Raw genomic sequence first — 24,742 nt, forward strand, 5'->3', positions numbered from 1 at the left:
GATACGGTCTACGTACCGGAGCAGCTGATCTATTTTGATAAAGTTAAATACTGGACCAGCGTCACGCAGATTATTGCCAATACCGCCACCGGGCTTGGTATGATGGCCCTCCTAGCGACGTCAATATAAAAGTAGCCGCCGGTTGGCGCGGTCACAGCGGGACAAGCCCGGCCCTTATCGCGTAGTGAACGATAGAGGCCGTGGAGCGAAGCCCCAGCTTGGCGGCCACATTCGATCTGTGCGCTTGCGCCGTCTTGGCGCTGATAGCGAGGCCCGCGGCGATTTGTTTCGCTGTCGCGCCCTTTGCGATCATCATTATTACCTCGCGCTCGCGTCTGGATAGTCGCGCGCCCTTGCTAACCTTGCTGTACGCCGGGCGCAGACGTTCGAGGACGCAGCCCGCCACGGACGGGCTAATGTACCGCTTTTCGGCGATCGCGGCTTTTACAGCCTCTACCAGGGTCGCCGGTCCGTCGCTTTTTAGCACATAAGCGGACGCCCGTGCGCCCAGGAGGCTCTCTAGAACGTACTCCCTGTCATCGTACCCGCTGAGCATCACCGTCTTCACGTTCGGGCAGCTGCGCGTAATGCTATGGGCGGCATTGATGCCACTGGCGCCCGGGAGCTGAACGTCAATTATAGCCACGTCCGGCAGTAGGGCCGTTACGACCTTCAGCCCGTCTTCGGCGCTGTCCGCACAGCCGATGACTTTGATACCGGACATGGCTAGGAGGGCCGACAGGCCGGCCACGACCATCTCGTGGTCGTCGATAATCACAACTCTGCATTTACTCGCTGAATCCGCGGCGACGGGCTTGACGCTGAACATACGCGCCTCGGGAAAACGCGATCTGCGGAGGTTTGGGCCGCACGCGCCGCCCCGGGCGAGTCCGTGCCCTTGACGTCAGCGAATGGTGTCGCTGGGCCGGGGCGGTCTCGGGCGTGGGGAGTTGACACGGCAGGCCGTAACAGGACGATGACGCGGCATAGATGAAGCGGCTTGCACCGGCGGCGCGCGCCGCCTCCAGCATCGCCACCGTGCCGTTCACATTGACCCAATGATACGCCCTGGGATCGGCAATCGAGGGCACGATGTCGGCCAAACCGGCGAGGTGAAAAACCCACTGCGCGTCCGCCAGCAGCCCACTCAAACGCGCCTCCTCGTTGATATCCACCCTCTCCCACTCTAAGCCGGCGTGGTGGCGCAAATGGGCCAGATTTGCCTCGCGCCCCGTGGCCGGATTATCCAGTACTCGCACTCGATGGCCCTCACGCAGCAACCGCTCCACCAGATGGCTGCCGATAAAGCCGGCGCCGCCGGTGACCACCACCCTCAAGCCGCCGCTATTGGTCGTCATCGCCAGCTCAGTAGGCGCCGTTGCATTTGATTACCGCCGGCGCGGTGCGCAGCAATATTGCCAGATCGCGCCCCAAGCCGGGCTTGGCCAGATAACTGGCATCCAATCCAATCCGGGCCGCGTAGCCAAGGTTGGCACGCCCGGCGACCTGCCACAGGCCGGTGATTCCCGGCCGCACGGCGTGGCGGCGAGCCAGCCGGAGCGGACCCGAGTAGCGCACATATAGTTCTTCTTCCTGCACGGTGATGGGGCGGGGCCCGACCAGCGACATCTCGCCTTTCAGCACGTTGATCAATTGAGGCAGTTCGTTGATGCTGGTGCGGCGCAGGAAATTGCCGATCAACGGCAGGATGCGCGGATCGTGGCGCAGCTTGCGATCGCGCTCCCATTCCTGGCGCGCGGCCGGGTCGGCGCCCAGCACGTGGGCCAGTTGCTGGTGGGCATCGCGCACCATGGTGGAAAACTTGAACATCCGAAAAACACGCCGATCCTGGCCCAGAACCTCCACCCCGACCACCAGCGGTACCTCCCAATGGAGCAGCTTCAACACTATCGCCGCCAGCACGAATAGCGGCGCACTCAGGAGCAGTAGAATCAGCGCCCCCACGACATCCAGGCCGCGCTTGCCCCGGTATTGCACGACCATCGGGACGGTCGCCTGACGCTTGATCCCGCGTCCGCTTTCGGCCGCAAGCGAGCGTGAGCGTCTGGGCGGCGGCGCCGCCTGTAGCTTGGTTTTGACTCTTTCTTTCAGTTGCCGAGTTACGAGGTTAGAGCCGAGATAGTAGATAGCCGGCCACTTGCGCCGGTTCAGAAGGGTAGGGCGGAAGCAGCGGCGGCTTGGGCCACGATGAAGTGGGCTGCGCTCAGCAGGTCGGGCAAATAACCGTCGGGCTGGGCGCTGTAACGCTCCACCCGCGTCTTGTCCGAGCCGACCTGAATCGCGCGAACCCCCGCCCGTGCGGCGCATAGCATGTCAACCGGGGAATCGCCAACAAACCAACTGGTACTCAAATCGATATTCAGATCGGCCACCGCGCGGCGAACTAAACCAATCTCAGGTTTGCGGCACTCACAGCTTCGCTTGAGCTCGCGCACTTCGCCCGCGAAGCCAAAATCGGGATGGTGCGGGCAGTAGTAGATGGCGTCCAAAAACGCACCGGCGGCGCCCAGCATGATCTCCATCGCGTTATGGATGCGGACCAGTTCGTCTTCCGTGCAGCCGCCGCGCGCGATCACCGATTGATTGGTGACCAGAACCAGTCGGTAGCCGGCGGCTCTCAAGAGCCTAAGCGCCTGCGGCACGCCGTGCAGCAGGCGCAAATTGTCGGGACTGCTCAGATAGGGAACGTTTTCCACCAACGTACCGTCGCGATCCAAAAAAATCGCCGGCGCGCGCTGGTTGAGCGAGGCTCGCGCGATCAATCCGGTGGCCAGGTCAGTGGCCACCTGATCCAGGCGCTCCGGGGTACCCGCGTCCTTGACGTATTCGGGGCTGCGGTAGCCATACAGCGGAACTCCGGCGCGCAGCAGCTCGGCGAACAAATCGGGGATAAAATCGCGGGGCGGCGCGGGGAAAACCCGGCGCAGCGCTTCGCTCTCGATCAGATACACCCCAGCATTGACCAGGTTGCACGGCGGCGCCGACTGATGCGGCTTGGGATGGAACGCGAGGACTCGACCGTGGCGATCAAGCTCGACCAAGTCGGAATCGAAGGGGTGATCGTTGGGATGAAGAAACAGGCTTACGGCCGCGCCGCTGGCTTGATGGGCGGCCTGAAAGCGTTCCAAGTCGAGGTTCACCATGGTGTCGCCATTAAGCACCAGCAGGCGCGGCCCCAGGCTTGGCAGCGCGGCCAACAAAGCGGCGGCAGGGCCGGCAGCCTCGCGATCGGGCAGACAACACACGCGCAGCCCCCAGCGCGCGCCGCCGGCGCAAAAGCGCGCCACCGCCTCGGCCTTGAAGCCGGTCAAAACCGCCACATTCTTGATTCCAGCAGCGGCGAGCAACTCCATCTGATATTCCAGCAGCGGCTTACCCAAAATGGGGACCAAAACCTTGGGCAAGCCCTGGCTGCGCGCGGCCAGTCGTGCGCCGCGTCCACCTGCCATAATTACCGCGGTCACCACGGACCTACCTCCTCGGCCACCTCTGCGCAGGCTTGCGCGATGGCGGCGCTGGAGCTTTGCCGAGGGCGCCAACCCAATGCCGTAAGCTTGTCGATACAGTAATGAAAGCGCGCCACTTCGCCGCTCCAGCCACGCGTCCCACCGGTGTACTCAATCGTCGCCTGTACGCCAGCCGCGCGCATGACCTGCGCCGCTATCTCCGCCACCGTCGCTCCCTCGTCGGCTGGTCCGATATTGAAGCATACCGATCGGCCCGCGGCGCGCTCCCAAATATACAACATCGCATCGATCAATTCGCGCACGTGCAGATAGGGCTTGCGCTGGCGACCATCGCCCAGCACCGGAAGCCGGCGCCGATTGGTCTTCAGGCGAGTCAGCAGGTCCACGATCACACCATGGGTGGCGCGCGCTCCGACCACGTTGGGCAGGCGAAAGACAACCGCGCGTGACAGACCTTCGGTAAGAGCCGCGTTAAGCGCCGCTTCGCTGGCCAACTTCATGGCGCCATAATTGGAGATTGGTTTAGACGCTGGACCCTCCTCGCGCAGGGCGCCGAACCATTCGCCGTAAACCGCCGAGGTCGAGGTAAAGCCAAATTGCGCAATCCCTCGTCGCCGCGCCAGGGCGACCATCCGGCAGGTGCTGAGAAAAGTATCGCGTAGATCGATTGAAGCCTCGGCCTGCCCTGCTGCGATATCCGAGTTGGCCGCCAAATGCCAGATCGCGCCGACCTGGTGGCGAGCCACCACCGGCTCCAAGCGCTCGCGCACCTGAGCCTCGTCGGCTAGATCAAGCCGAATCAGCACGAACCGCCCGCTTGCCAGCGCCCCCGCCAGATGGCCGATTTTACCCCGGCTTAGGTTGTCGGCTCCAATCACCATATCCTCGCGGGTCAGCAGCGCATCCACCAGGTGGCTGCCGATAAAACCCGCGGCTCCGGTCACCAGCACCGCCATCGCTCAAAAGGCCGCACGGCGAGCAGCCCCCTCTATCTCCACCGCTTGCGGTTGATAAAAGACAATCTTGCTGCCTTCACCCTCGAAGGCAAAGGGCACCCGGCGCAGCTTCAGGGCCGCGCCAATCCTCGCATGCGCCGCCGCAGAGGCGAAGAAGAGCAGAAACCCACCGCCCCCGGCCCCCAGTAATTTCCCTCCCACGGCACCGGCAGCGCGAGCTCGCGCGTAGTACTCGTCGATCTCCGGGTTGGTGATCCCCGCCGTCAGGCTGCGCTTGAGCATCCAGCCTTCGTGCAACATCTCGCCCACGCTTTCCACATTGCCCGCCTCCAGCTCCAGCCGCATCCGGTGGCTGAGCTCCACCATTCGGCCCATGATTGCGAAAGCGCGCCGACCTTGACGCATCGCTCTTCCCTGGCTCCCCAGGATGCTGCCAGCCGTGCGGGTAATGCCCGTGTAATACAGCCCCAACCGTTCCTCCAGTCGATCCAAGACGCGCGCGGCGCACACGATCGGGCTGACGGTCACCTTGCCTTGGCGCTCAAAAGCCATGAAGTTCAGGCCGCCGTAGGCCACTGCATACTGGTCCTGCAGCCCGATCGGCTGAGCACACAGTTCAATCTCAACTTTGGCCGCCAAGCCGGCCAGTTGCGCCGGGCCAGCCCGTTGGGCGCTGAAGGCGAACAGGCTGTTGAGCAGCCCCACGGTGTAGGCGCTGGAGGAGCCCAGCCCGCTGCCGCGCGACGGAATGTCGGCTACCGACACGATTTCGATTCCGTGTGGTTGACCAAACAGTCTCAGCGATTCGCGTGCAATCGGATGCTCGATCTGATCGATCCTCTCGACCTCTTCCGTGCGCGAATAGCCGATGCGAATGCGTCGATCGAACTTGGCGTTGACCAGTACGTATATATATTTATCGATTGTCGCGGTAACGACTGCACCTTGCTCCTGCTCATAGAAGGCAGCCATATCGCTGCCACCGCCGGCCAAGCTGATCCGACAAGGCGTCTTGCTGATGACCATCGCTACCCAAAACCGCCAGAAATTAGGAAATAGTCACAATCCAATCGGCGATCGCCACTCCGCTCTCGACCAGCCCGAATTCATCGCTCATCCGGCTCTTCAGCAATGCCGCCACCGCGGCCGCGGAAAAACCGCGCGCCCGATAGTCGCCGATCAACCGTTGCCGGCGAATCACCTCAGGGCAACGCACGAAAATCCGCATATCTGCATCGGTTGTCCACGTCGGATCGGCCAGCGCGCTGACGCCTTCGGCAATAATCACGCTGGCTGCGTCAACTTCGATCCGCATGCGAATCGGGCTGGTAGCGCGCGTTTGACGGGCGTAAACTGGAAGGTCGTAGATCCCCGGATTTCGGCGCATTGTGGCCAGCGCGCGCGCGATGGCCGCGCGATCGTGGCGACCCCAAAAACCCGCCCGCGCCGCGCGCAAGCTCACCGGTATAATCCAGCCATCCAAGGCCACGATCACCGCTGCCCGGCCCTGTCTTTCCAAAGCTTGTCGCAAAGCTCGAACGAATGTACTTTTACCCGAACGCGCCTGCCCACCGACCAAAACCAAAGCTCCGTCGGCAATTTGCGCGGCCATGCTCGCGAGCTGGCATCGCCCGCCGACAAACTCAGATACGGCTTCTGACACGCGTCCGCCATTCCATCAGCACCTGCTGATAGCCCTTCAGGATATTGCCGCTTGCCGCCGCTTCCGCCACCTTACGACTGATTTTTGAGCACCCGTTCTTTAGCGCCTCATCAAATGTTGTCAATTCACAACTTTGTCAGATTTGACAAATTTGATTTGAACAAGAGCCGCCATAATTTTCGCTTACGCTATTCGGCCGGGCGTGGTTAAGGCGCATAGCAGGTGCCTTTAACTGTTTGACACCATTTTCGCATTTTCCGGCGAAAGATCCGGCCGGAAAGCAGGCAGAATGGCAGGAGTGCCATAAAGCCGTCATTGCCACCACGGTGAATTCGTCACGGCACAGGATGCCCAATTCAGGTTACAGGCCAGTAGCCATTAGTTAGCGGGTTGGTCAAGCTGGGCTCGGCCTGGCACACATAGGGAGGCTCGGGGTGCATCGAACAGGCTGGCGCGAAGAAGCGTCAGGCAAATCGGCTACCATTCGATTAGGCTTGGCCGCGATGATCGGGCTGGGCGTGGCGATATTTCACGGCCGTGGCTTGGCCTCTACCTATGTCACTGAGATTCCACTTGACGATGCGATTTATGTCGAGTTGGATACGCTGAATAATTTGGGTGTTCTGGATACTTACATCAACGAAATCCGCCCGATCAGCCGAATTGAAGCGGCGCGCCTCGTAGTTGAAGCTCAGGACAACCTGCAACGCATAGCCGACCCCGCGGGGCTAGCTCATTCGCTGGTCAACGATCTAGTCTCGCAATTGCCCCGTGAGGTGGAATGGATAAAAGACGACCGCGAGGACAATTTGCGCAACGTCTTTTATCCCTTGGAACGGGTTGAAGCGAGCTACGTCTTTTCCAGCGGCCAGCGGCGCACCTTTAACAACAACGGAGTGGGGCCGCTGCATGCGGTGGAAGCCACCCCCCTGCTACCCAATGACGACGATTTATCCACCGAGCCGGGCAGTAACGAAGTCGGACGGCTGGCGATGTGGGAGGGGCTGGGCAGTTTTTTTACGGTATATGGCGAAGGCGCGGTCGCCGGCCCGTTCACCCGCGCCGGCCAGAATTCGCGCCTTGACCTGATAACCGGCGCGGCAGTCGTGAGCTGGGGTAATCTGGCGCTGAGCTTTGGCAAGGAAGAAATGGTCTGGGGCACCGGCTATTTTGGTGCGCTCTCGCAGGGGGCCAACGCGGCCCCCTTTCCGGCCCTACGTTTGCGCAACATCCATCCCAGCTATCTCCCCGGCTTTTTGCGCTACTTGGGCCCGATGCGGCTTGACGCATTCTTTGGGCAACTCGACGGCGACCGCTATTTCGCCCATCCCTGGCTGGACGGCCAGGCCTTGGTTTTCAAACCGTTACCGACGTTGGAATTTGGTGTCGACCACGCCATCATGTTCGGCGGTCGCCACAACGACGGCTACAATTGGGCGGGTTTTTTGGGGCGTGCCACCGCCCTTGATACCGGCAGCGCCAGCGTGGGCAATACCAACTCGCGCGGCGGCCTGTTCGTCAGGGCCTATTTCCCCCATTGGCGCGGGCTGCAAATTTACCAGGAGACCTTGGGCGAAGACAACCTGACCAAGGAAGTTCCTGGCATCGGCCGCTTCCTGCCCTTTCTTTCGGTCTCCTACCAAGGTGGGCTCTATCTGCCGCGCCTGAGCGCCGACGGCCGTACCACGCTGCGCTTGGAATATACGATTACCGAATCCAACTATTCCAACCACAGCGATTCGCTTTATTGGGCTTACGACAACCGCTTGATGGGCTATCCACTAGGACCCGACGCCTCGCGAGTCGATCTCGCCTTTCAGCGCTGGGTGGATAATCGCAATCGGCTCCAAGGCGACATCTTCTATACCAACCGGGCCGGCAATACCCTGGTGGGATGGCATCGCGAGCAAAGCGGCGGTTTGGCCGTAGCGCTGTGGCGGCTCCCCAAGCCGTTTTTGGGCAGTGCCGCCTTCCTGGGTGGAATCCAGATCCAAGCCAGCTTCGAGTGCGTCCAAAATCTGGACTTTACCAGCATGACCGGGGTGCGCACGATGCTGTCGGTAACCTTTTCCTTTAGTGACCCTCTCACCTCGCTGCATTGGGGCTGAAGCGATGAGTTATGTTTCGCCCCGCTTTGCACCCGCTCGACCCGTGGCTCCGCGTGCAGGCACACCCTCCATCCCACGCGTAGCCTGCGTCGTGACTCATCCGATTCAGTACCAAGTACCGCTGTTTCGTTATCTGACGGCCTCGGGCCAAATCGCTCTAAGCGTGTTTTTTCTGAGCGACGTCTCCTTGCGCAGCTATCATGACAGTGGGTTTCAACGCGAGGTCAAATGGGACGTGCCCCTGTTGGGGGGCTATCACCATCAGTTCTTACCCGGGTTGGGAAAGACGAACCGGCTGTCCTTCTGCCGCCCGTTGGTTCATGGTCTTCGCCGCCGCCTGCGCGCAGGCCGGTTCGACGCCGTTTGGATCCACGGTTATGCGCATCAAGGCCTGCTCGCCGCGATCGTGGCCGCCCGCAGCCTGGGCATCAGGCTGTGGCTGCGGGGCGATTCGATCCCCGCCAGCGGTTCCATACGCAACCCCCGCGCACGCCTCAAGCAGTTTCTCGCTCCTGCCTTTTTGCGCCTGTTCGACGGCTTCCTCACGGTCGGCACGCTCAATCGCAATTACTATCGTTCCTTCGGGGTACCCCAAGAACGGCTGTTCTCGACTCCCTATGCGGTCGATAACGACTTCTTCATCCGGCGCTGCGCTCAAGCTCGCTTGGGTCGCGAACGGTTGCGCGCGCAGTTGAAATTGACACCCGGCCGGCCGGTGGTACTATTTGCCGCCAAGTTCCAAACTCGCAAGCGCGCCGCAGACCTGATCGAGGCCTTTTGCCGCCTGTCACCCGACGGCAAGTCCGAACCCCATCCCTATTTGCTGCTGATAGGCGAGGGAGAGGAGGGCGAGCGCCTGCGCGCCCGCGTCGCCGCCATGCGTTGGGATTCGATTCGCTTTATGGGCTTTCGCAATCAAAGCGAACTCCCGGATTTTTATGACCTGTGCGATGTTTTCGTCCTGCCCGCCGCGGCGGAACCTTGGGGCTTGGTAATCAACGAGGTCCTCAACGCCGCCAAACCGGTGATCGTCAGCGATCAGGTAGGGTGTGCTCCCGACTTGGTAGAAGATTCCTACAATGGCTTCGTCGTGCCCCTAGGCGATATCGATATTTTGAGCGCGCGGCTACATCAGTTATGCGGCGATTGCATGCTCAGACGCATCATGGGTCAGCGCGGCGCGCAGCGCGTCGCACATTTCGATTTTAAGGCCGATTTGGAAGGGCTGCTCACCGCCTGGGCGGCTCCCAGCGGGTAACTCGTGCCATATAAATTCTACCTACTACCCGGCGCGCCCATCTGCCAATAGCTAGTCGGCCCGGCGTTTCTCACAGGCTCGCTTATTGCTAGCAGCACGCCGGCCAAGGCGAACCGTGAGAATCAAAATGAGCAACACGCTCCGGGCATGGTCAGGTCGCCTGATGGCGAGTCTTGTGTTGTGCAGTCTAACCGCCTGCACCAATGCGATGTTGGCTTCGGCTCAACGCAAACTGGCTGCCGGCCAGTACCAGGATGCGCAGCACGACCTCAGCGCAGTACTCAGTCAGCCCGGACGCTTGAACGATCGCGAGCGTCGCATCGCCCAGGATGGCCTCTGCCAAGCGGAGTTTGCCCTCGGTGAACCCACTTATTCCTTGTCTCGCCAGCATCGCGATTGCGCCATAGCCGCCAATCAACCTGGAAGTGACAGTCAGGTGCGCTTGGCTCGAATCGACGCTGCAATCCGGGCTAAGAGCAGCGTCCAAATCCACCGCGCGCTGGGCCGGCACGACCTAGAGGGGGCGGTAGTCGCGCTGCTGCACTATCAGCAGCTAGAGGGCCCCAGAGACCCGACCGCAATTAAGTGGAATCGGCAAATTTGGAGAATGGTTGCACTCACTGAAGGGACAGGCGCACGCCGTCAAACGCGCAGCTCCGGCCTCAACCTGCTGGTAGCCGAGCATCCCACCCTGCACCAGATGAGCCGGCAGGCCTTCTTGCATTGGCTGGAAACCAAGGGCCCAGGCGAGTACAGCCTGGGCAGCTCTGAAGCGGCAATCAAGGGCAAGACCTTGCGGTTGACCCTACCGGCCGTCGATTTGGGCCAAGCGCGCTTCGGGCCGCAGACCTTCGCTCGGGTCAACGACGCCTTTTCGGCCTGGTGCCGATGCTATGGCGATACTTTCGTGGCTTCCGCCGATACCGGCTTGCCGGTCTATCTAGGCCGCATCAACCGCCAAACGCTTCGCTCCGAAGTGCTGGCCTTGCCCCAACATTGAATCCACGACCTCAACGTTCCGGTGCGCCGATATTCGGGCGCCCGCCGGCCGAGGGTGCTCCAGCCGCCAGGCAAATCGAGTTCGAGCGTAGCGCAAAGTTAAACGGAGGTCTGACCCATCCTGGCGCGCCCCTGCGATCATGCGCAGCCGCCGCCACGATTTGGCCTTGGGAGTTGCGAATCGCGGCTGCGCTTCCATCCAAGGTCAACCCGAGCACGTTATAGTCCTCGCTATAAGCGGTGCCAGGCGTGATCTCGATTGCGCAATCGGCGACGCGGTCGATCGCGTTGTTGAAGACCTGACCCCCGCCGCTATATAGACCTATTCCAATCTGAACCTGATAGATCGAATTATTTTCAACGCGGTTACCGCGGGCCACATAGCGATCGAGTTGAATCCCCACGCCAGTGCCGGCGATTCCACCTAGGCCGACGTTCCAGATCAGGTTATCGCGAATTTCCAGTCCGCCCGCCGGATAGCTGCCGGCGATACCGTCACCCCGACGTCCGTTGTCGGGCTGGGCCTCGACATAAATCGCGTTGAAGCCGCGGCGGTTGGTCACGCTGGCGCCCAGACCGGAACGGTGCGGCGCCAGCACAGCATCGTGGACCCGGTTGCCGATCACATGCCAGTTGCTGGAGCTTTTGCAATCGATGCCGCTGTGATTGAAGTGAGAGACGTCGTTGGCAAGCGCCACCGAGTCATCCGCGATTTGATTGTTAATTCCGTTGCCGTGATTGCCGGTATAGCTGATGACGTTATGTTCATAACGAATGGCGCCGAGCGCGCCCCGCACGTCGATTCCGTTCAGGTAACCACCGCCGTCCACCTGGCCCGTGCCGGTCTGGGTGACGGTCAACCGGCGCAGCACCACGTCATGCATCCGCGGCGGCATGCTGTAGAAGTAAAGCCCACTACCGGCGCGCTCCAGGGTAAGATCCTCGATGGTTACGTCGATTGGACCGTCGCCGGCCTGGTCGGTGCCGCCGACCGCGCTGTAGCGTGTTGCAGCCTCGATCCGATGGTGGATGGGATTACCATTATCACCCAGCCAGACATACAGTCGCGGTGCCCGATACAGCCATGAGCCCCGGCGCATCGGTCCCAGATAGGTGGAATTGATTCCGGCGCCGACACGCGCTGTGCAGCGTTCCTGCGGCAGACAGGCTGCGCTCATCAGGCCCCAGCGCGGATCGGAACCAAAGCTGTTGGCCGCCGCCGGGCCCGCGCCGCCATCTACATAAACGTTGTAAATCACGCCGGGGGCGCGGCCGATCACAGCCTCGTACAGCGCGCCCGTGGTTCGCCGCCATCCTGAAATCAGGTCGGCCCCGGAAATAATCGGTTTGGGTCCACTTCCATACGCGGCGTATAGAAGCGGGGCTCCGTCGGCGCCATTTTGCACGGTTAACCGCTCGCGCCACAGGCCACCGCGCTTGAACAAAATCCTACTCCCCGGCTCCAAACGAACAGCGTTAAGACGCGCCAGGCTGCGCCAGGGCAACTTCGGGCTGGTGCCTGGATTGGCGTCGTTGCCCGCCGGATCCAGGTAATAGGTGGGGGCGATAGAATATGCCGATGGGCTTGCGATTTCACCTTTAGTAGGCGTCAGCGCAAAGACCAGTACAACACCGGCGATGGCCGTGACGACCCTCGCAAGCCACTTTTGGCAAGCTGCCATCGCGCCCGCTAGCCTCCGCATACCTTGAGCTGCTCGTAAGCTTAGGCCGAGCCACCTGCCACTGCTGTCAGGAATCGGCAGTTGCAGGCGGCTGCCGCGCTATCCGGCGCGGCGTGACGGTGGATAAGACTCAAGCACGAATTTTTTGATAGGGCAGCTCAGCGGCCGCGCAAACGATCCAGGATGATGGAACCGGCAGCGCGCACCGAGAGATGGTTGTAGTCGCCCGGTCCCAGGATGGGCGCCAGAAGGCGATCGGCGCGGGCCGCGACTAGCGGCGCCATTCCAAAACCGGTGCCAAGCAAAAGCATCATAGGAGTGGAACCTTGCTCTAGTTCCGCGCGCAACGCGCCGTAACTAACTCCGCCGGCGGTGCGAGCCGAGGTATGCACCAGCAGAGGGACGATACCCGCCATCGCGGCGCTGTCGGCGAGCGCCTCCTCCAGCGAGGCCACCACCCGCATCAGGGCCAGCGCTTGAGCGCGCAGGTCGTCATGGCGGCGGCCTGGGCCGGTAAGCCAATGGTCGCGCAGGCGTAGGGCAAATTCGCGCAATTCCGCCACCGGATGGACAACGTATAGCGCGCGTACATCGTAAGTGCGGGCAGAACGCGCCAGATCGTGCAAATCCAAACTGGTAATCGCGGACGTCACTATCCGGCCGTTGCGATCGAGCACCGGGTAGTGAAGCAGGGTGAGAAAGAGATCAGCCACGCGCGATTTTGTTAAGCAGATCGGGCCGGCGGTCACGCGTGCGCCGTTCGGCCTGTTCCTGACGCCAGCGGCGTATCCGAGCGTGGTCGCCACTGAGCAGTACCTCGGGCACGCTCAGGCCGCGAAAGACCTCGGGGCGAGTATATTGGGGATACTCCAACAGCCCCTGGCCGAAAGATTCTTCGGCCAGCGAGTGGGCATTGCCCAGGACTCCAGGCAGCAGGCGGCACACCGCCTCGACCACCACCATCGCCGCCAGCTCACCACCGTTTAGAATGTAGTCACCGATGGACAACTCTTCATCAACCAACTCGCGTACGCGCTCGTCGATTCCCTCATAACGTCCAGCGATCAGCAACAACCCGGGTTCCCTACCGGCGTATCGGCGCGCCCGCTCCTGATCGAAGCGGGCGCCTTGAGGAGTTAGAAGAATCCGGTGCAGGCCGGGACGGGCCGAAAGCGCATGGTCAATAGCGGCCGCTACCGGCTCGGGTCGCAGCACCATCCCGCTTCCCCCGCCATAAGGCTGATCGTCGACTTGGCGATAGTTGCCCAGGCCGTAGTCGCGCAGGTTATGCAGCACGACCCCAGCCGGTTGCCCGCGCAGCGCGCGCCCGACCACGCCCGCTTCCAGCCAGCCCTGGAGCATCGCGGGAAACAAGGTGACGATATGGAATTCCATGGAGCGACTCTGGCTGCAAGCTTAAGACTTGGCGGCCTGCGGCTCAATCGGACAAATCTCCTGCAAACAGGCGATAATCAGTCCAGGAGACCGGCGAGCGGCTGGATGATGGCGCGCTGGTGGTCGGGCTGCAGCGCAACGACTACTTCGTCGACCACCGGAATCAGGATTTCGCCACGCTCGCCCCGCACCACCCAAACTTCATGGGCACCGTTGGAAAAGACCTCGGCTATCCGACCGAGCGGTTCGCCGGCGACGGTCAGCACCTCAAAGCCCATTATCGCGAAGTAGTAGAATTCGCCTTCACTGAGAGGTGGCAAGTCATCTTTGGCGATATACAGCACTTGGCCGCGCATCGCCTGGGCCGCTTCTATAGTCTCGACTCCTTCCAGCACCATCCGCAAAGCTCCGGCCCCGGCCGGCGAAACCTCAAGCACGCGCATCGCACGCGGCATCGCGCCTTGCTCGCGGACAAAACAGCGTTGCAGATGACTGAGGTCGCTGTCGGGATTGTCAAGCCGGACTCGCAGCGCTCCGCGCAGCCCATGACTACCAACCACCCGCCCCCATCCCACGAGCTCCGTAGGAGCCCCGGTACTGGGCGACGAAGAAGACGCGCGAACTTGGCTCCCCCTCCCCCAGGACTTGGCGCGAGGCTGGCCCGGGCTATTTTTCTTCAATGATTTCGAGCACAACCTTGCGGTTGGTGCGCGAGGCTACCGCGTTCAGAATAGTCCGAATAGATTTGGCGGTGCGGCCTTGCTTGCCGATAATCCGTCCGAGGTCTTCCTTGGCAACTCGCAATTCCAAGACCGAGGCCGTATCCCCCTGCGTCTCTTTGACCTCGACCGCGTCGGGGTTGTTAACCAAGTGCTTTGCCAAGAATAGGACTAGATCCTTCATGAGGTCGGCTCCAGACCAAAGACTGACTTAGGCCGTGGGGGCTGCTTTGGGGGCGTGTAGCAGGTTGGCCACGGTCGCGCTCGGCAGCGCCCCGGCCTTGAGCCAACGTTCCAGGCGGTCGGCCTTGACGTTGACCTTGGGCGGGTTGACGCCGGGATCGTAGGTGCCAATCTGGTCCACGCAGCGGCCGTCACGCGGCGCGTTGGACTCGGCCACGACAATACGGAAAAACGCCTGTTTGCGCGCGCCCTGGCGGCGCAAGCGGATCACTAACGCCATCGCTTATTAATACTCCTATGCATAGCTAACCTCCTAGCCCAAAGCCGCGTGGGACGCTGTGCCCGACCCCGCCCCGAGCAACTTTTTTCATCATTTTGCGGGTCTGTTCAAACTGCTTCATGAAGCGATTGATCTCGGCCACCGAGGTCCCGCTGCCAGCCGCGATACGGGCCCGGCGGGAGCCGTTGAGCAGCAGATGGTTGCGACGCTCCTGCTTGGTCATGGAATCGATAATCGCTTTGATCCGGGCCATTTCCTGCTGCGCCTGCTCGGAATCTACCTGACCGGCAATCTTCTTGAAACCAGGAATCATCCCAAGCAGATCCCCCAATGAACCCATCTTTTGGATCGCCAGCATCTGCTGGGCAAAGTCTTCCAGGGTGAATTCATTCTTCTTGAACTTGCGTTCCAGCTCCTTGGCCTGCTTCTGATCATAGGTCTGTTGCGCCTTTTCGATCAGAGTCAGGACGTCGCCCATTCCAAGAATACGCGAGGCGAGGCGATCTGGATGGAATATTTCGAAGGCTTCCAGCCGCTCTCCCATCGCCGCAAACAGGATCGGTGCCCCGGTAACCGCCCGCACCGACAGCGCGGCGCCCCCGCGCGCGTCAGAGTCAAGCTTGGTCAGGATCACCCCAGACAATTTAAGCCGCTCGTGGAAACCCTGGGCCACACTGGCGGCTTCCTGCCCGGTCATCGCGTCGGCGACCAACAAGGTATGATGGGGGCGCAGCACGGTTTGCAACCGCGCCACTTCGTCCATCATTTCGTTATCAATTTGAAGTCGGCCGGCGGTATCCAGCAGGAGCACATCAAACCCGCCAACGTCCGCACGATTGAGAGCGTTGGTGGCGATTTCGATTGGCTCCTGCCCCTCGTGACTCTCGACGACGGGAACCTCGATTTGCCGTCCCAGCACCCGCAACTGCTCCATCGCGGCCGGCCGATAAACGTCCACCGAGGCCAACAGCGGACGACGCTTGCGCTCGACCTTCAACCACCGCGCCAGTTTGGCTAGCGAAGTGGTCTTGCCCGAACCCTGCAGCCCCACCAGCATTATTTTGACCGGAGGCTTGACCTTCAGGTCGAGCTCGCGCGCGCTGCCGCCCATTACCTCGCGCAATTCGTTGGCAACGAATCTGATCAGGTGCTGCTCAGGGCTGAGCGAGCGCAGCACCTCCTGCCCCAAGGCCTTGCGGGTGACGTGTTCGATAAACTGGCGGACGACCTTGAGGTTGACGTCGGCTTCGAGTAAAGCCAAGCGCACCTCGCGTACCGCCTCTTCGATGTTGCGCTCGGTGATTCGCCCCTGCCCGCGCAGCTTTTTGAAGACGCCTTCGAGCCGATCGCTTAAGGTCTCAAACATTATCTATAAATAAAAGTCGGCTGACCGGCCTGATACCCTCGTTAGGAAAAATACAGCCTAGACCAGTGCTATCTGTCCTGTCAATTTCTGCCGACTGTGCGCAATCGCACCCCAGAGAGCTTACTTGGCGGTGATCGGGGGCATTTCACGACCGCTTTGCTAGCCGTCGGCCCGATTACGGCGCGTGCGACAGCAAGTCGAGCAATTCCTCGGTAATCCGCAGGGTCAAGCCCCAAATGACTTTGCTTTGGTAGAGGATGGCTGGAAATGCCCGCCGCGCCCCCTGGCTTTCCCAATTATGCTCCCCGCGCAGGGCAGGATCGGCTAGGCTGGATAGCGGAACGGTGAAAATCTCGGCCACTTCGCGCTCATCGGCCCGCAACTGGGTCGCGGATTGGATCAAACCGACAAACGGGGTGACCAGAAAACCGGTGGTATTCGTACGCACGGTGCTAAGACGACCCAGCACGGTCACCGCGCGCGGGCTGAGGGCAACTTCTTCTTCCGCTTCGCGCAGCGCCGTCGCCAGCAGGTTTTTGTCGCAGGCCTCGAGCCGGCCGCCGGGAAACGCGACCTGGCCTCGATGGCTGGAAAGCTGCTCGGAACGTCGGATGAAGAGCAGTTCGAGCTCGCCCGCGGCCACTAAAAGCGGCACCATCACGGCCGCCCGCACACACGCTTGCGGCTCTAGTGCGTCGATCGATTCGGCGTCCAGCAAACGCCGGCGCAGGCCTTCGAGTTGACTTTCGTATCCGGTAACCACGGCTTAACCGCGTTCCCACCCCAGCTTCGACCCTTCGCCAGCTTGGCCAGTGTTTCGCAGGCTGCCACAAAGGCTGAGTCTGGGAGAGCGCGGCTCCTAGCCCGTTGTCCTATCGCGCGCGGTACCGCTTGTACAGACGCGAGCGGTCGCGAGAAGATCTCTGACCAGCTATTGTTCGAGGCTAGAATGCGGTACTTGATCGGGCGATATCACGAAATTGCGCTCAAAGGGCGCAACCGCTGGCGTTTTGTCGAGCAGCTCAAACGCAACCTGCGCGTGCTGATGAGCGATTGGGCGCTGGGACCGATTCATAGCACCGGCCCCCGCCTGATGGTGGAACTGCCCGAACAATTGCCCGACCATCTGCTCCACGAACGCGCGCGCCGGCTGTTCGGGCTGCAAAATTATTCGCTCAGCTACCGCGTCTTGCCGGAGTTGGAGGCAATCAAGCGCCAAGCTCTGGCCTGTGCCCTCGCCCATCCGGGCCGCAGCTTCGCGGTGCGCACCCGGCGCGAAGACAAGCGCTTCCCACTGAACTCGATGCAGGTCGATCGCGAGGTCGGCGGTGCGATTGCCGCAGCCACGGGATGGAAGGTCGATTTGAGCGCCCCCGAGACCACCGTGACGGTGGAGATTTTTGCCGACCGCGCCTTAATAGCAGCAGGCAAACAGGCGGGGGCGGGAGGCCTGCCGGTGGGAATCAGCGGACGGGGTTTGGCCCTGCTTTCCGGCGGGATCGATTCTCCGGTCGCCGCCTGGCGCATGATGCGCCGCGGCTTGGCGTTGGACTACGTGCATTTCCATAGCTACCCGATGTTGTCCCGGGCAAGCCAGGACAAGGCACGAGAGTTGGCCCAGCATCTGGCCGGCTTTCAGGGCGAGACCACGCTTTATCTGGCCCCTTTTGGACTGCTGCAGCGCGAGATTATCGCCCGGACCCACCGCCCCCTGCGCGTAATCCTCTACCGGCGCTTTATGCTGCGGGTCGCCTGCGCCTTGGCTGCGCGCCAGGGAGCACAAACCCTGGTCACCGGCGAGAGCCTGGGCCAAGTCGCTTCTCAAACCCTTCCCAATCTACAGACGATCGAGGCCGCGGCCACGCTTCCCGTAATGCGCCCATTGGTGGGGATGGACAAAAACGAAATCGTCGAGCAGGCCCGCCACCTGGGAACTTTCGAAACCTCAATTTTACCCGACCAGGATTGCTGCACCCTCTTCATTCCCCGCCATCCCGAGACCCACGCCCGCTTGGCCGAAGTCGAGGCGGCCGAAAGCGCCCTAGATGTGGCACGGATGGTAGCCGAGGTAGTCGCTTCCTGCGATCCGGTGAAGCTGGAGGCTTACCCGCGTCGCGCTAGTTCGCAGTCACCGGCGGCCCTGGTACCGTCGTCTTCAGCGGACCATCACGGTGGCCAAGACCAGGGTTAGCAGCGTAATCGGCAGGCCCACTTTGAGGTGTTCGCTAAAGCTCAGATGAACGTTGTGGGCGCGGGCATTCTCCACCACGATCAGGTTGGCGACCGAGCCCAACAGGGTCAGGTTGCCGGCATAGGTGCTGGCTGCCGCCAACAACATCCCGGTCCGAGGCGAGGCCCCTGGCAAGGAATAGAGCGGTCGAAAGAGCATCACCGCTGGCACATTGCTGACTAAATTGCTCAGCACCGCTGTGGTTGCGGTCAACACGGCGGGGTCATTTAACCGTCGGGCACCGACCAAATGCAACAGGTGCTGGTGAAAATTGGTGGTCTCAGCCCCTCCGACGACGATGAACAGCCCGGCGAACATCAAGAGCAGCGTATAATCGACCTGATCGTAAATCCGCCCCAGTGGGCTGTGGCCAATCAGCAACACGATCGAGGCTGCGCTCAAAGCGACCAGGTCGGTGCGATAGCCGAGGGCAAACCCCACCAGCGCGCCCAGCGCTATCAAACTGGATTTGAGCGCCAGTAATCGGCTTGCCACCCGCGGCCGATCATTCGCGCGCGGCTTGCACTTCTGCCTCAAGCGGGAGCGGTAAACTACGGCCATCACGAAGAAATCGAGGATCAGACCAACCACCGCCGTGGGACCGACATGGCTGAGAAAGCTGACATACCTGAGCTTGGCAAACCCGGCTACGATCATGTTTTGCGGGTTCCCGGTGATGGTGGCCGCCGATCCAATGTTGGTGGCGGTCGCCAGCCCCACCAACAGGGGCACGGCGTCAATCCCGGTATCGGCGGCGATACCATTGAGCACCGGCGCCAAAATCAAGCAGACCACGTCGTTGACGAAAAACGCCGCTAGCACACCCGAAACGGCGATAATCATGGCTAGCAAGCCGTAACCGGTGCGCGCACGCCGAAATACCGTGTCGGCGATATAGGCAAAAACGCCCGACTGGCGTAAATCGGCCACCAGGATCATCATCCCCAACAGCAGCCCCAAGGTATGAAAATCGACGGCCTGGCGGGCCGCACCCTCCGACAGAGTTCCAGTCAAAACCATCGCGATCGCCCCCACCATCGCGGCGCCCGTGCGATCCAGGCGCACATAGGGTAACCTGCCCAGCGCCAAGGCCAGGTAGGTCAGGACGAAAATTGTCAAGGGCAAGGCGCCGGTAGTGCTCATCGCGATCGACTTGATTCCCCAGCTCGAAGTCACCCAGGATAAGCGTCACAGGCCCCAGTTGGAACAGTTACGAGGCCAAACAGCGATGCCAGGGGCGGAACAGCAGAGGAAGGGTTGCGTTCAAGATGACGGCGGGCGGCAGGTGGCTTAGAGGCAAAGCTAGCGCAATGGTCGGGATTCTAACCCTTGCAAGCTGCGCCCGAAGCGGGCCGCGCCAAGCCGCTCAGCAGTATTTGCTGGCGCTGAAAACCGGCGCCACCGCACGCTGCTACGCGATGGTTAGCGAGCCAGAGCGAGACAAGCTCACTGAGCACGCATTTTCCTCCGCGCCACCTCTGGCCCCTGACGTTCCCGCGCGTTGGTTCGGGCCGCTTGAACGGGTCACCCAGTATCGCAGCGAGCCCAGTCGAATGGTGCGCGGGATGGTGGTCGTTCCAGTAGCGATTACCACCCCTAATCTCGTTCTCTGGCAGCGCATGCTAGCCAATGACGGACCCCCGACGACGGGTTTGATTGAAGAGCAACTGAACAACCAGCGCTATCCGTTGCTGTCCTACACCGATTTCATGGTGATGGTAAAAGAACATCATCGATGGCATCTGGTGGGAGGCTTCCCGATCCAGGCGCGCGCGGCGCAATTGCGCCAGCAAGCGGTTTTGGCCTATCACAACTACGACTTCGCGCGCGCCGCCGCGTTATACCATCAGATCCTGGCCCTGCTGACCGAAGCACCCTTCAGCGGCAGCCAGGGTTTGGCCCTGCGCTATCAACGGGAATCGAGTTTAGTGGAAAAGGCCCGCACTCAGCGGGGGCAGGCGCAACGTTATCTGGGAAGGCTGAAAGTCACCCAAGTCACACGCCAACCCACGAGCGCTGGTCAGGCCGGCATCTTCGGCGTGATCATCAACCAGGGTCAGCGCTCGATCGACCAGCTCAAGCTGCGGGTCACCTTTTATAACGCCGTGGCAGGAGCACCCACGGCAATTTATTATGAAGACCACACGCCGTTGGCGGTGCCGTTGGGATTTGTGGACTTCAATCCTGTATCGTCACCCTTGCGTCCGGCAGGTCGGCTTGCTTTCGGCTTGGCCTTGCACGCACCCGCGGATATCCAAGCGGGAGCGCGCGTGGTGGTAACGCCAGTGGATTTGATTTTCTCCGCCGATGACGGCCCGCCGCCCAAACTGGCTGCGTATCAGGAGCGGGCTCCAAACGTCCCACCCCCTTCCGCTAACCCGCTGGCGGTCGATCATCCTAGCCCCCAGCTAACACATCGCCTCCATCATCATCGTCACCACCGCCGCGCGCGCCATCACCTGCGATGACCATTACGCTGGCGATTCCGACCCATAACCGGGCATCGTCGCTGGCTCGCGCATTGGCCAGCCTTGGCGAGTTGGACCGTGCGGCCGCGGATACCATCGAATGTCTGGTGATCGACAACCACTCCACCGACGCAACCGCGGCCGTGGTCGAGGACTTCGCGCGTCGCGCGCCCTTTGCAACCCGGCGGATCTACGAGCCCCGCCAGGGCTCCAGCTTTGCCCGCAACCGCGCCGCACGCGAAGCCCAAGGCGCGGTTGTCCTCTATATTGACGACGATGTGCTGGTCGAGCGCGGATGGCTGCGGGCCATGGTGACGGCGCTGAACGAGTGCGAACTGGATGTGGCCTGTGGCTTGGTGCTACCCCGCTGGGAAGTCCCCCCGCCCTCCTGGCTGGGCCCTGAACTATATGGCAAGCTAGCCATCCATGAGCCTGCACTGAGCGACCCAAATAGACCGCGGCCTGCTCCGCTGCCCCTGCTCTACAGCGCCAATCTGGCGATGCGGCGGGATTGCTTCACGCGCTTTGGTTATTTCCGCGAAGACTTGGGGGTGTTCGGCGGTCATCCGGTCGGCTGCGAGGACAGCGAGCTTTTCGCCCGCATTATCCGGGCCGGAGGCAAAGTGGACCTAGTAACGCAAGCCGTGGCCTATCACATGATTGGGCCCGAGCGGCTGGCGCCCTCATACCTGCGCAAAAAGAGCTTCAGCTATGGCTTGGGCAGCGCGATCCAGGGAGGCCCGACTCACAACCGGCTGGACAAGCTCGCACGCAACCTAACTCGGATGGTCGCAGCAAGCTTGCGCGGCCGGCCATCGGCCGCCCTTAGCCATCAAATGGAGTGTTTCAACTATTTGGGCTACTGGTACGGCCGCTGGCTAATGCTCAAGCAGGCGCTAAGCCGGCAACCGCCGGCTTGAGCTCGATACGGTAAATCATTGCAACTTCTGTAGCTGGGGCGCGATTACATCTTGAAGCTCCTACCTGCCGTGCCGTGCTTAACAAACCCGCGTTTACTCTAATGCAGAGAGCTGACATCAGCTAACGCCCGATTTCTCCGCAACCAGGGCCAGTACTCCTGAATAGAGCAAAAGGCGAGTGGCGCCGGCGACCGGGCCTATTTCGAACCCGCTGAAAAACCCGGCGATCGGAAGCTCCGGAAACTGGCGCGAGATGTAAGCGCTGTCATGGTCGGGAATAGAATACAAGGCGCTGCCGCGAGCCATGCAATCGACATAAATACCGAAGGCCGGCGGTTGCACCTGAGCATCCTGCAAGCTCGCCAGAGTCAGCTTCAAGTCCTCGCGTGCACCTTCGGCGTCACGTAGAGCAAAGCCCACCAGCTCACCCAAACGCGGCCGATAGCCGGCGGCGACGACGCCATGGCGCTCATCAAAGCCCGATAAATTGCGGACCAGGTAGCGGCCGTGCTCAAGTCCAGTGGCGTCGAGATCCAGCGCGGTGGCCAGATAGACCACGGCGGCGGCACGCTCGAGATCCTCGCCCAAGGGACCGAACATCTGCTTGAACACGGTCAGCGCGGGCTGGTGGTCCAGCTCGATGAGGATATTATCGCGCGCCGCGGTGACGCGAAGTGGGCGACCGATCAGCCGGCAGCCCAGGGCCGAACCGGTATTTATTTTCAACTCGCCCGTTAATAACAATCCGCTGACCGCGTTGTTGCTGACCGCATTGCCGCAAAATACCGCCGTCTCGCCCAGCGAGCCGTCCTCGCTGGCCCCACCACCCATAATCACAACCCCAGGGAGCTCCTGCTCCAAAGTTGCAATAAAGGACTGGGGTTCAACGTTATAGGTATCTGGAAAGACGCAAAGCAAATTATTTTTGCCCATAGCCGCACCCGCCTGCGCCGCCAGCTCGCGAGCCGCCGCCACGGAACGCCCCTTGAGGCTGGGTACGAACAGGCGCTGGGCGCCCAGACGATCGCCGCTTATCGCCAGCAGCGCCAGTGCCGGACCCCGCTCTATTTCACGCCCTGCCGCCAGCACGCCGCGTGCGCTACACCCCACCACCGTGTCGGTGCCCAAATGTTGTGACAGCAGGCGCACGATCTCGCCGTAGGCGGCGGCGTAAGCGCTGCTAACAAAGCAAATCGCGGCCTGGGCCTGCGCCACTCCAGCTTGGCTTAGGGCCATCGCGGTCGCTTCGCGGGCGGCGTCGCGCGGCTGGCGGGCGGTGGAAAATCCGGCTCCTGCACGCAGCATCTCAGCTCAGCCTCCCTTGCCGCCCAGGATTTGCAGCAGTACGAACATCCGCTGAACACCCGCGCGCAGGTCCGCGATCGCCAGATGCTCGTTGGCACCATGCACGCCGTGGGCTTCGTCAGCACGCAGCGGAATGGGAACGAAGCCGTAGGCCACCAAGCCATGCTCGCGAAAATAGTGACAATCGTTGAAGCCGTTGGTCATCATCGGTGCCAGCACTGCGCCCTTATCCATTCTATGCGCCAAAAGCCTAATGGCTTCCATCAACGGCGAGTGCTCAGGCGAGCTTACACTGGGATAATTCAACGTGCTTTCGACCTTCACTCCGTTGTCGGCGATAACCTCATGAACAATCCTGATAAAGTCTTTGGGACTGCTACCTGGCAACAGGCGACAATCTAGATCGGCGGTCGCCGTGGCTGGGACCACATTGGTCTTATAGCCTGCGTTGATCACTGTAGGTGTAATCGTGTTTCGTACCAGCGCGCTTTGGAACGGCACCGAGAGAAATTGGCGGGCGAAATCAGGATCCTTCTGCAAGGCCTGGCGCAGCTTGGCCGCGCCAGGAGGTAGCTGGTCAATGGCAGCCAACTTGGCGAAATAGCGCTGGACCACCGGCAGAACCTTAATCGGCGCGTTGTCGTTGTAAGCAATCAGCTTAGCGAGCGCCATGACGATTCGAGTCACCGCCGAATGGCGGGGCGGCACCGCGCCATGGCTCGGACTGTCACTGACCGTCAGATGGAGCCACAGTGGGCTTTTTTCAACCACCCCTACCGCATACAGCTTGTGGCCGTCTTTGTAGTCGCGGATCCCACCCCCTTCGTTAAGCACGTAGCCCGCGTCGCCATAGAGCTCGGGCTCGTGATTAACCAACCATCCCACGCCCATCTTGCCACCGGCTTCTTCGTCGCCGGTGGCGATGAAAATGATGTCGCGGTCCAGCAGGATACGCGAGCGTTTAATCGTTAGCAGCGCCATTAGCTCGACCACTCCTGGTCCCTTGTCGTCCAGCGCCCCGCGCCCCCAGATCTGACCGCTTCTAACCACCCCGGCAAAGGGCGGCTCAGACCAGTCCTTGGCGACCGCCGCCACAACGTCCATGTGGCTGAGCAAAATGACCGCTTTGCGATGGCGCCCGACGCCGCGCAACCGTGCGGCCACGATGCCGCGGCCCGGGGCGGGCTGGAAGACCACGGCGGGAATGCCGGCCGCCAAAAATTGCTCGCGCAAAAATCGCGCCGCCGCCAACTCATTACCTGGCGGATTGGTGGTGTCGATCTGAATGTATTTGGAAAGTAACGTGGTGGCTTCCGCGGCAATGGCATCCCAATTGATCGGCTTGGCGCTCTGCGCCCATCCGGGACTAGCCACCAGGGTCAGCAGGATAAGCAGCAACACAATTCGACCTGCTCGAGGGCAACCCAGGTAGTCAGCTAACGGCACGCCCGCACAGGCGATCTTGGGCTTGATCGTGGACAAGCCAAAATATGGTCTGGAGTTCATCGAATGTAGACGCTCTTTCTTGCTTGAGACTAGCCGGTGGCGGTCCCGGCACATTTTAGCGCCGATTGTTGGCGCGCGGGCCGCCGTTTGCAATCATTGCGCTTGCGGCGCAAGCTGCTGGGCCTCAAGTCCGGGGTGGGCCAGGAACCCAGGAACAGGTGGAGTACAAAGGCAGGGCAAAACTTGACACCGGCACCTCGGGGGCGAGCTCTGCTC

At 61.5% G+C, this 24,742-nt stretch carries 24 protein-coding genes; 6 read left to right on the forward strand and 18 right to left on the reverse strand.

Translation table 11 applies throughout. The features are described from left to right. Window positions 1-151: 151 nt before the first annotated feature. The 7 genes from VKV28_15375 to VKV28_15405 form a co-directional block, all read right to left on the reverse strand. Complete coding sequence (locus VKV28_15375; protein ID HLH78184.1) at window positions 152-829, reverse strand: response regulator transcription factor; 678 nt, start codon at window positions 827-829, stop codon at window positions 152-154. Next, window positions 789-1,358: an NAD-dependent epimerase/dehydratase family protein gene (locus tag VKV28_15380; GenBank protein ID HLH78185.1), complete on the reverse strand. Its 570-nt coding sequence runs from the start codon at window positions 1,356-1,358 to the stop codon at window positions 789-791. The genes VKV28_15375 and VKV28_15380 overlap by 41 nt, the downstream gene beginning before the upstream one ends. A gap of 7 nt (window positions 1,359-1,365) precedes the next feature. Next, window positions 1,366-2,004 carry a sugar transferase gene (locus tag VKV28_15385; GenBank protein HLH78186.1) on the reverse strand — a complete coding sequence of 213 codons (639 nt, stop codon included), beginning with the start codon at window positions 2,002-2,004 and terminating at the stop codon, window positions 1,366-1,368. A 164-nt stretch (window positions 2,005-2,168) separates the two neighbouring features. Further along, window positions 2,169-3,485, reverse strand: a complete 1,317-nt coding sequence (locus VKV28_15390) for an HAD-IIIA family hydrolase (GenBank protein HLH78187.1) — start codon at window positions 3,483-3,485, stop codon at window positions 2,169-2,171. Beyond that, window positions 3,482-4,444 (reverse strand): NAD-dependent epimerase/dehydratase family protein, encoded by a 963-nt coding sequence (locus VKV28_15395; GenBank protein ID HLH78188.1) that lies wholly within the window; start codon window positions 4,442-4,444, stop codon window positions 3,482-3,484. Before VKV28_15395 ends, VKV28_15390 begins: the two co-directional genes overlap by 4 nt. A 3-nt stretch (window positions 4,445-4,447) precedes the next feature. After that, entirely contained in the window at window positions 4,448-5,470 is a 1,023-nt protein-coding gene (locus VKV28_15400) for a hypothetical protein (GenBank protein HLH78189.1), read from the reverse strand. Between the two features lie 22 nt (window positions 5,471-5,492). Continuing rightward, window positions 5,493-5,963, reverse strand: a complete 471-nt coding sequence (locus VKV28_15405; GenBank protein ID HLH78190.1) for a hypothetical protein — start codon at window positions 5,961-5,963, stop codon at window positions 5,493-5,495. Window positions 5,964-6,541: 578 nt separating this feature from the next. Between VKV28_15405 and VKV28_15410 the strand changes: the two genes are divergently transcribed. The 3 genes from VKV28_15410 to VKV28_15420 all read left to right on the forward strand — a co-directional run bounded on the left by VKV28_15410 (window position 6,542) and on the right by VKV28_15420 (window position 10,473). Beyond that, window positions 6,542-8,215 (forward strand): capsule assembly Wzi family protein, encoded by a 1,674-nt coding sequence (locus tag VKV28_15410; GenBank protein HLH78191.1) that lies wholly within the window; start codon window positions 6,542-6,544, stop codon window positions 8,213-8,215. A 91-nt stretch (window positions 8,216-8,306) separates the two neighbouring features. Further along, window positions 8,307-9,473: a glycosyltransferase family 4 protein gene (locus VKV28_15415; GenBank protein HLH78192.1), complete on the forward strand. Its 1,167-nt coding sequence runs from the start codon at window positions 8,307-8,309 to the stop codon at window positions 9,471-9,473. A 127-nt stretch (window positions 9,474-9,600) separates the two neighbouring features. Further along, window positions 9,601-10,473 carry a hypothetical protein gene (locus tag VKV28_15420; GenBank protein HLH78193.1) on the forward strand — a complete coding sequence of 291 codons (873 nt, stop codon included), beginning with the start codon at window positions 9,601-9,603 and terminating at the stop codon, window positions 10,471-10,473. Window positions 10,474-10,483: 10 nt separating this feature from the next. Here VKV28_15420 and VKV28_15425 read toward each other — a convergent pair whose 3' ends face one another. The 8 genes from VKV28_15425 to VKV28_15460 all read right to left on the reverse strand — a co-directional run bounded on the left by VKV28_15425 (window position 10,484) and on the right by VKV28_15460 (window position 16,860). After that, on the reverse strand, window positions 10,484-11,917 hold the full coding sequence (locus VKV28_15425) for a hypothetical protein (protein ID HLH78194.1): 1,434 nt from the start codon (window positions 11,915-11,917) through the stop codon (window positions 10,484-10,486). Window positions 11,918-12,312: 395 nt separating this feature from the next. Next, window positions 12,313-12,867 carry an RNA methyltransferase gene (locus VKV28_15430; protein ID HLH78195.1) on the reverse strand — a complete coding sequence of 185 codons (555 nt, stop codon included), beginning with the start codon at window positions 12,865-12,867 and terminating at the stop codon, window positions 12,313-12,315. After that, a complete protein-coding gene (trmD, locus tag VKV28_15435) occupies window positions 12,860-13,549 on the reverse strand; it encodes a tRNA (guanosine(37)-N1)-methyltransferase TrmD (GenBank protein HLH78196.1) in 690 nt (229 codons plus the stop codon). Before trmD ends, VKV28_15430 begins: the two co-directional genes overlap by 8 nt. 77 nt (window positions 13,550-13,626) lie before the next feature. Then, window positions 13,627-14,109 (reverse strand): ribosome maturation factor RimM, encoded by a 483-nt coding sequence (gene rimM / locus VKV28_15440; protein ID HLH78197.1) that lies wholly within the window; start codon window positions 14,107-14,109, stop codon window positions 13,627-13,629. Window positions 14,110-14,215: 106 nt separating this feature from the next. Next, on the reverse strand, window positions 14,216-14,452 hold the full coding sequence (locus VKV28_15445) for a KH domain-containing protein (GenBank protein ID HLH78198.1): 237 nt from the start codon (window positions 14,450-14,452) through the stop codon (window positions 14,216-14,218). A gap of 27 nt (window positions 14,453-14,479) precedes the next feature. Further along, entirely contained in the window at window positions 14,480-14,731 is a 252-nt protein-coding gene (gene rpsP / locus VKV28_15450; protein ID HLH78199.1) for a 30S ribosomal protein S16, read from the reverse strand. Between the two features lie 25 nt (window positions 14,732-14,756). Continuing rightward, a complete protein-coding gene (gene ffh / locus VKV28_15455; GenBank protein ID HLH78200.1) occupies window positions 14,757-16,097 on the reverse strand; it encodes a signal recognition particle protein in 1,341 nt (446 codons plus the stop codon). A gap of 175 nt (window positions 16,098-16,272) precedes the next feature. Next, complete coding sequence (locus VKV28_15460) at window positions 16,273-16,860, reverse strand: CoA pyrophosphatase (GenBank protein ID HLH78201.1); 588 nt, start codon at window positions 16,858-16,860, stop codon at window positions 16,273-16,275. Window positions 16,861-17,046: 186 nt separating this feature from the next. Here VKV28_15460 and thiI point away from each other — a divergent pair, with 186 nt between their 5' ends. Further along, window positions 17,047-18,288 carry a tRNA uracil 4-sulfurtransferase ThiI gene (gene thiI, locus VKV28_15465; protein HLH78202.1) on the forward strand — a complete coding sequence of 414 codons (1,242 nt, stop codon included), beginning with the start codon at window positions 17,047-17,049 and terminating at the stop codon, window positions 18,286-18,288. Here the strand turns inward: thiI and VKV28_15470 are convergent. Then, window positions 18,253-19,503 (reverse strand): anion transporter, encoded by a 1,251-nt coding sequence (locus tag VKV28_15470; GenBank protein ID HLH78203.1) that lies wholly within the window; start codon window positions 19,501-19,503, stop codon window positions 18,253-18,255. The two genes, thiI and VKV28_15470, sit on opposite strands and share 36 nt — an antisense overlap. A 134-nt stretch (window positions 19,504-19,637) precedes the next feature. Between VKV28_15470 and VKV28_15475 the strand changes: the two genes are divergently transcribed. Together VKV28_15475 and VKV28_15480 are read left to right on the forward strand one after the other, a co-directional pair. Next, window positions 19,638-20,795 carry a hypothetical protein gene (locus tag VKV28_15475; protein ID HLH78204.1) on the forward strand — a complete coding sequence of 386 codons (1,158 nt, stop codon included), beginning with the start codon at window positions 19,638-19,640 and terminating at the stop codon, window positions 20,793-20,795. Continuing rightward, the gene (locus VKV28_15480; GenBank protein HLH78205.1) at window positions 20,792-21,715 is read left to right on the forward strand and encodes a glycosyltransferase; all 924 of its coding nucleotides are present in this window, start codon (window positions 20,792-20,794) and stop codon (window positions 21,713-21,715) included. Before VKV28_15475 ends, VKV28_15480 begins: the two co-directional genes overlap by 4 nt. Before the next feature lie 117 nt (window positions 21,716-21,832). Here VKV28_15480 and VKV28_15485 read toward each other — a convergent pair whose 3' ends face one another. Further along, entirely contained in the window at window positions 21,833-23,020 is a 1,188-nt protein-coding gene (locus VKV28_15485) for an FIST N-terminal domain-containing protein (protein HLH78206.1), read from the reverse strand. Window positions 23,021-23,026: 6 nt separating this feature from the next. Then, entirely contained in the window at window positions 23,027-24,526 is a 1,500-nt protein-coding gene (locus tag VKV28_15490) for a M20/M25/M40 family metallo-hydrolase (protein ID HLH78207.1), read from the reverse strand. Window positions 24,527-24,742 lie beyond the last annotated feature (216 nt).

This window comes from Candidatus Binataceae bacterium, from assembly GCA_035294265.1.
Classification (GTDB): domain Bacteria; phylum Desulfobacterota; class Binatia; order Binatales; family Binataceae; genus DATGLK01.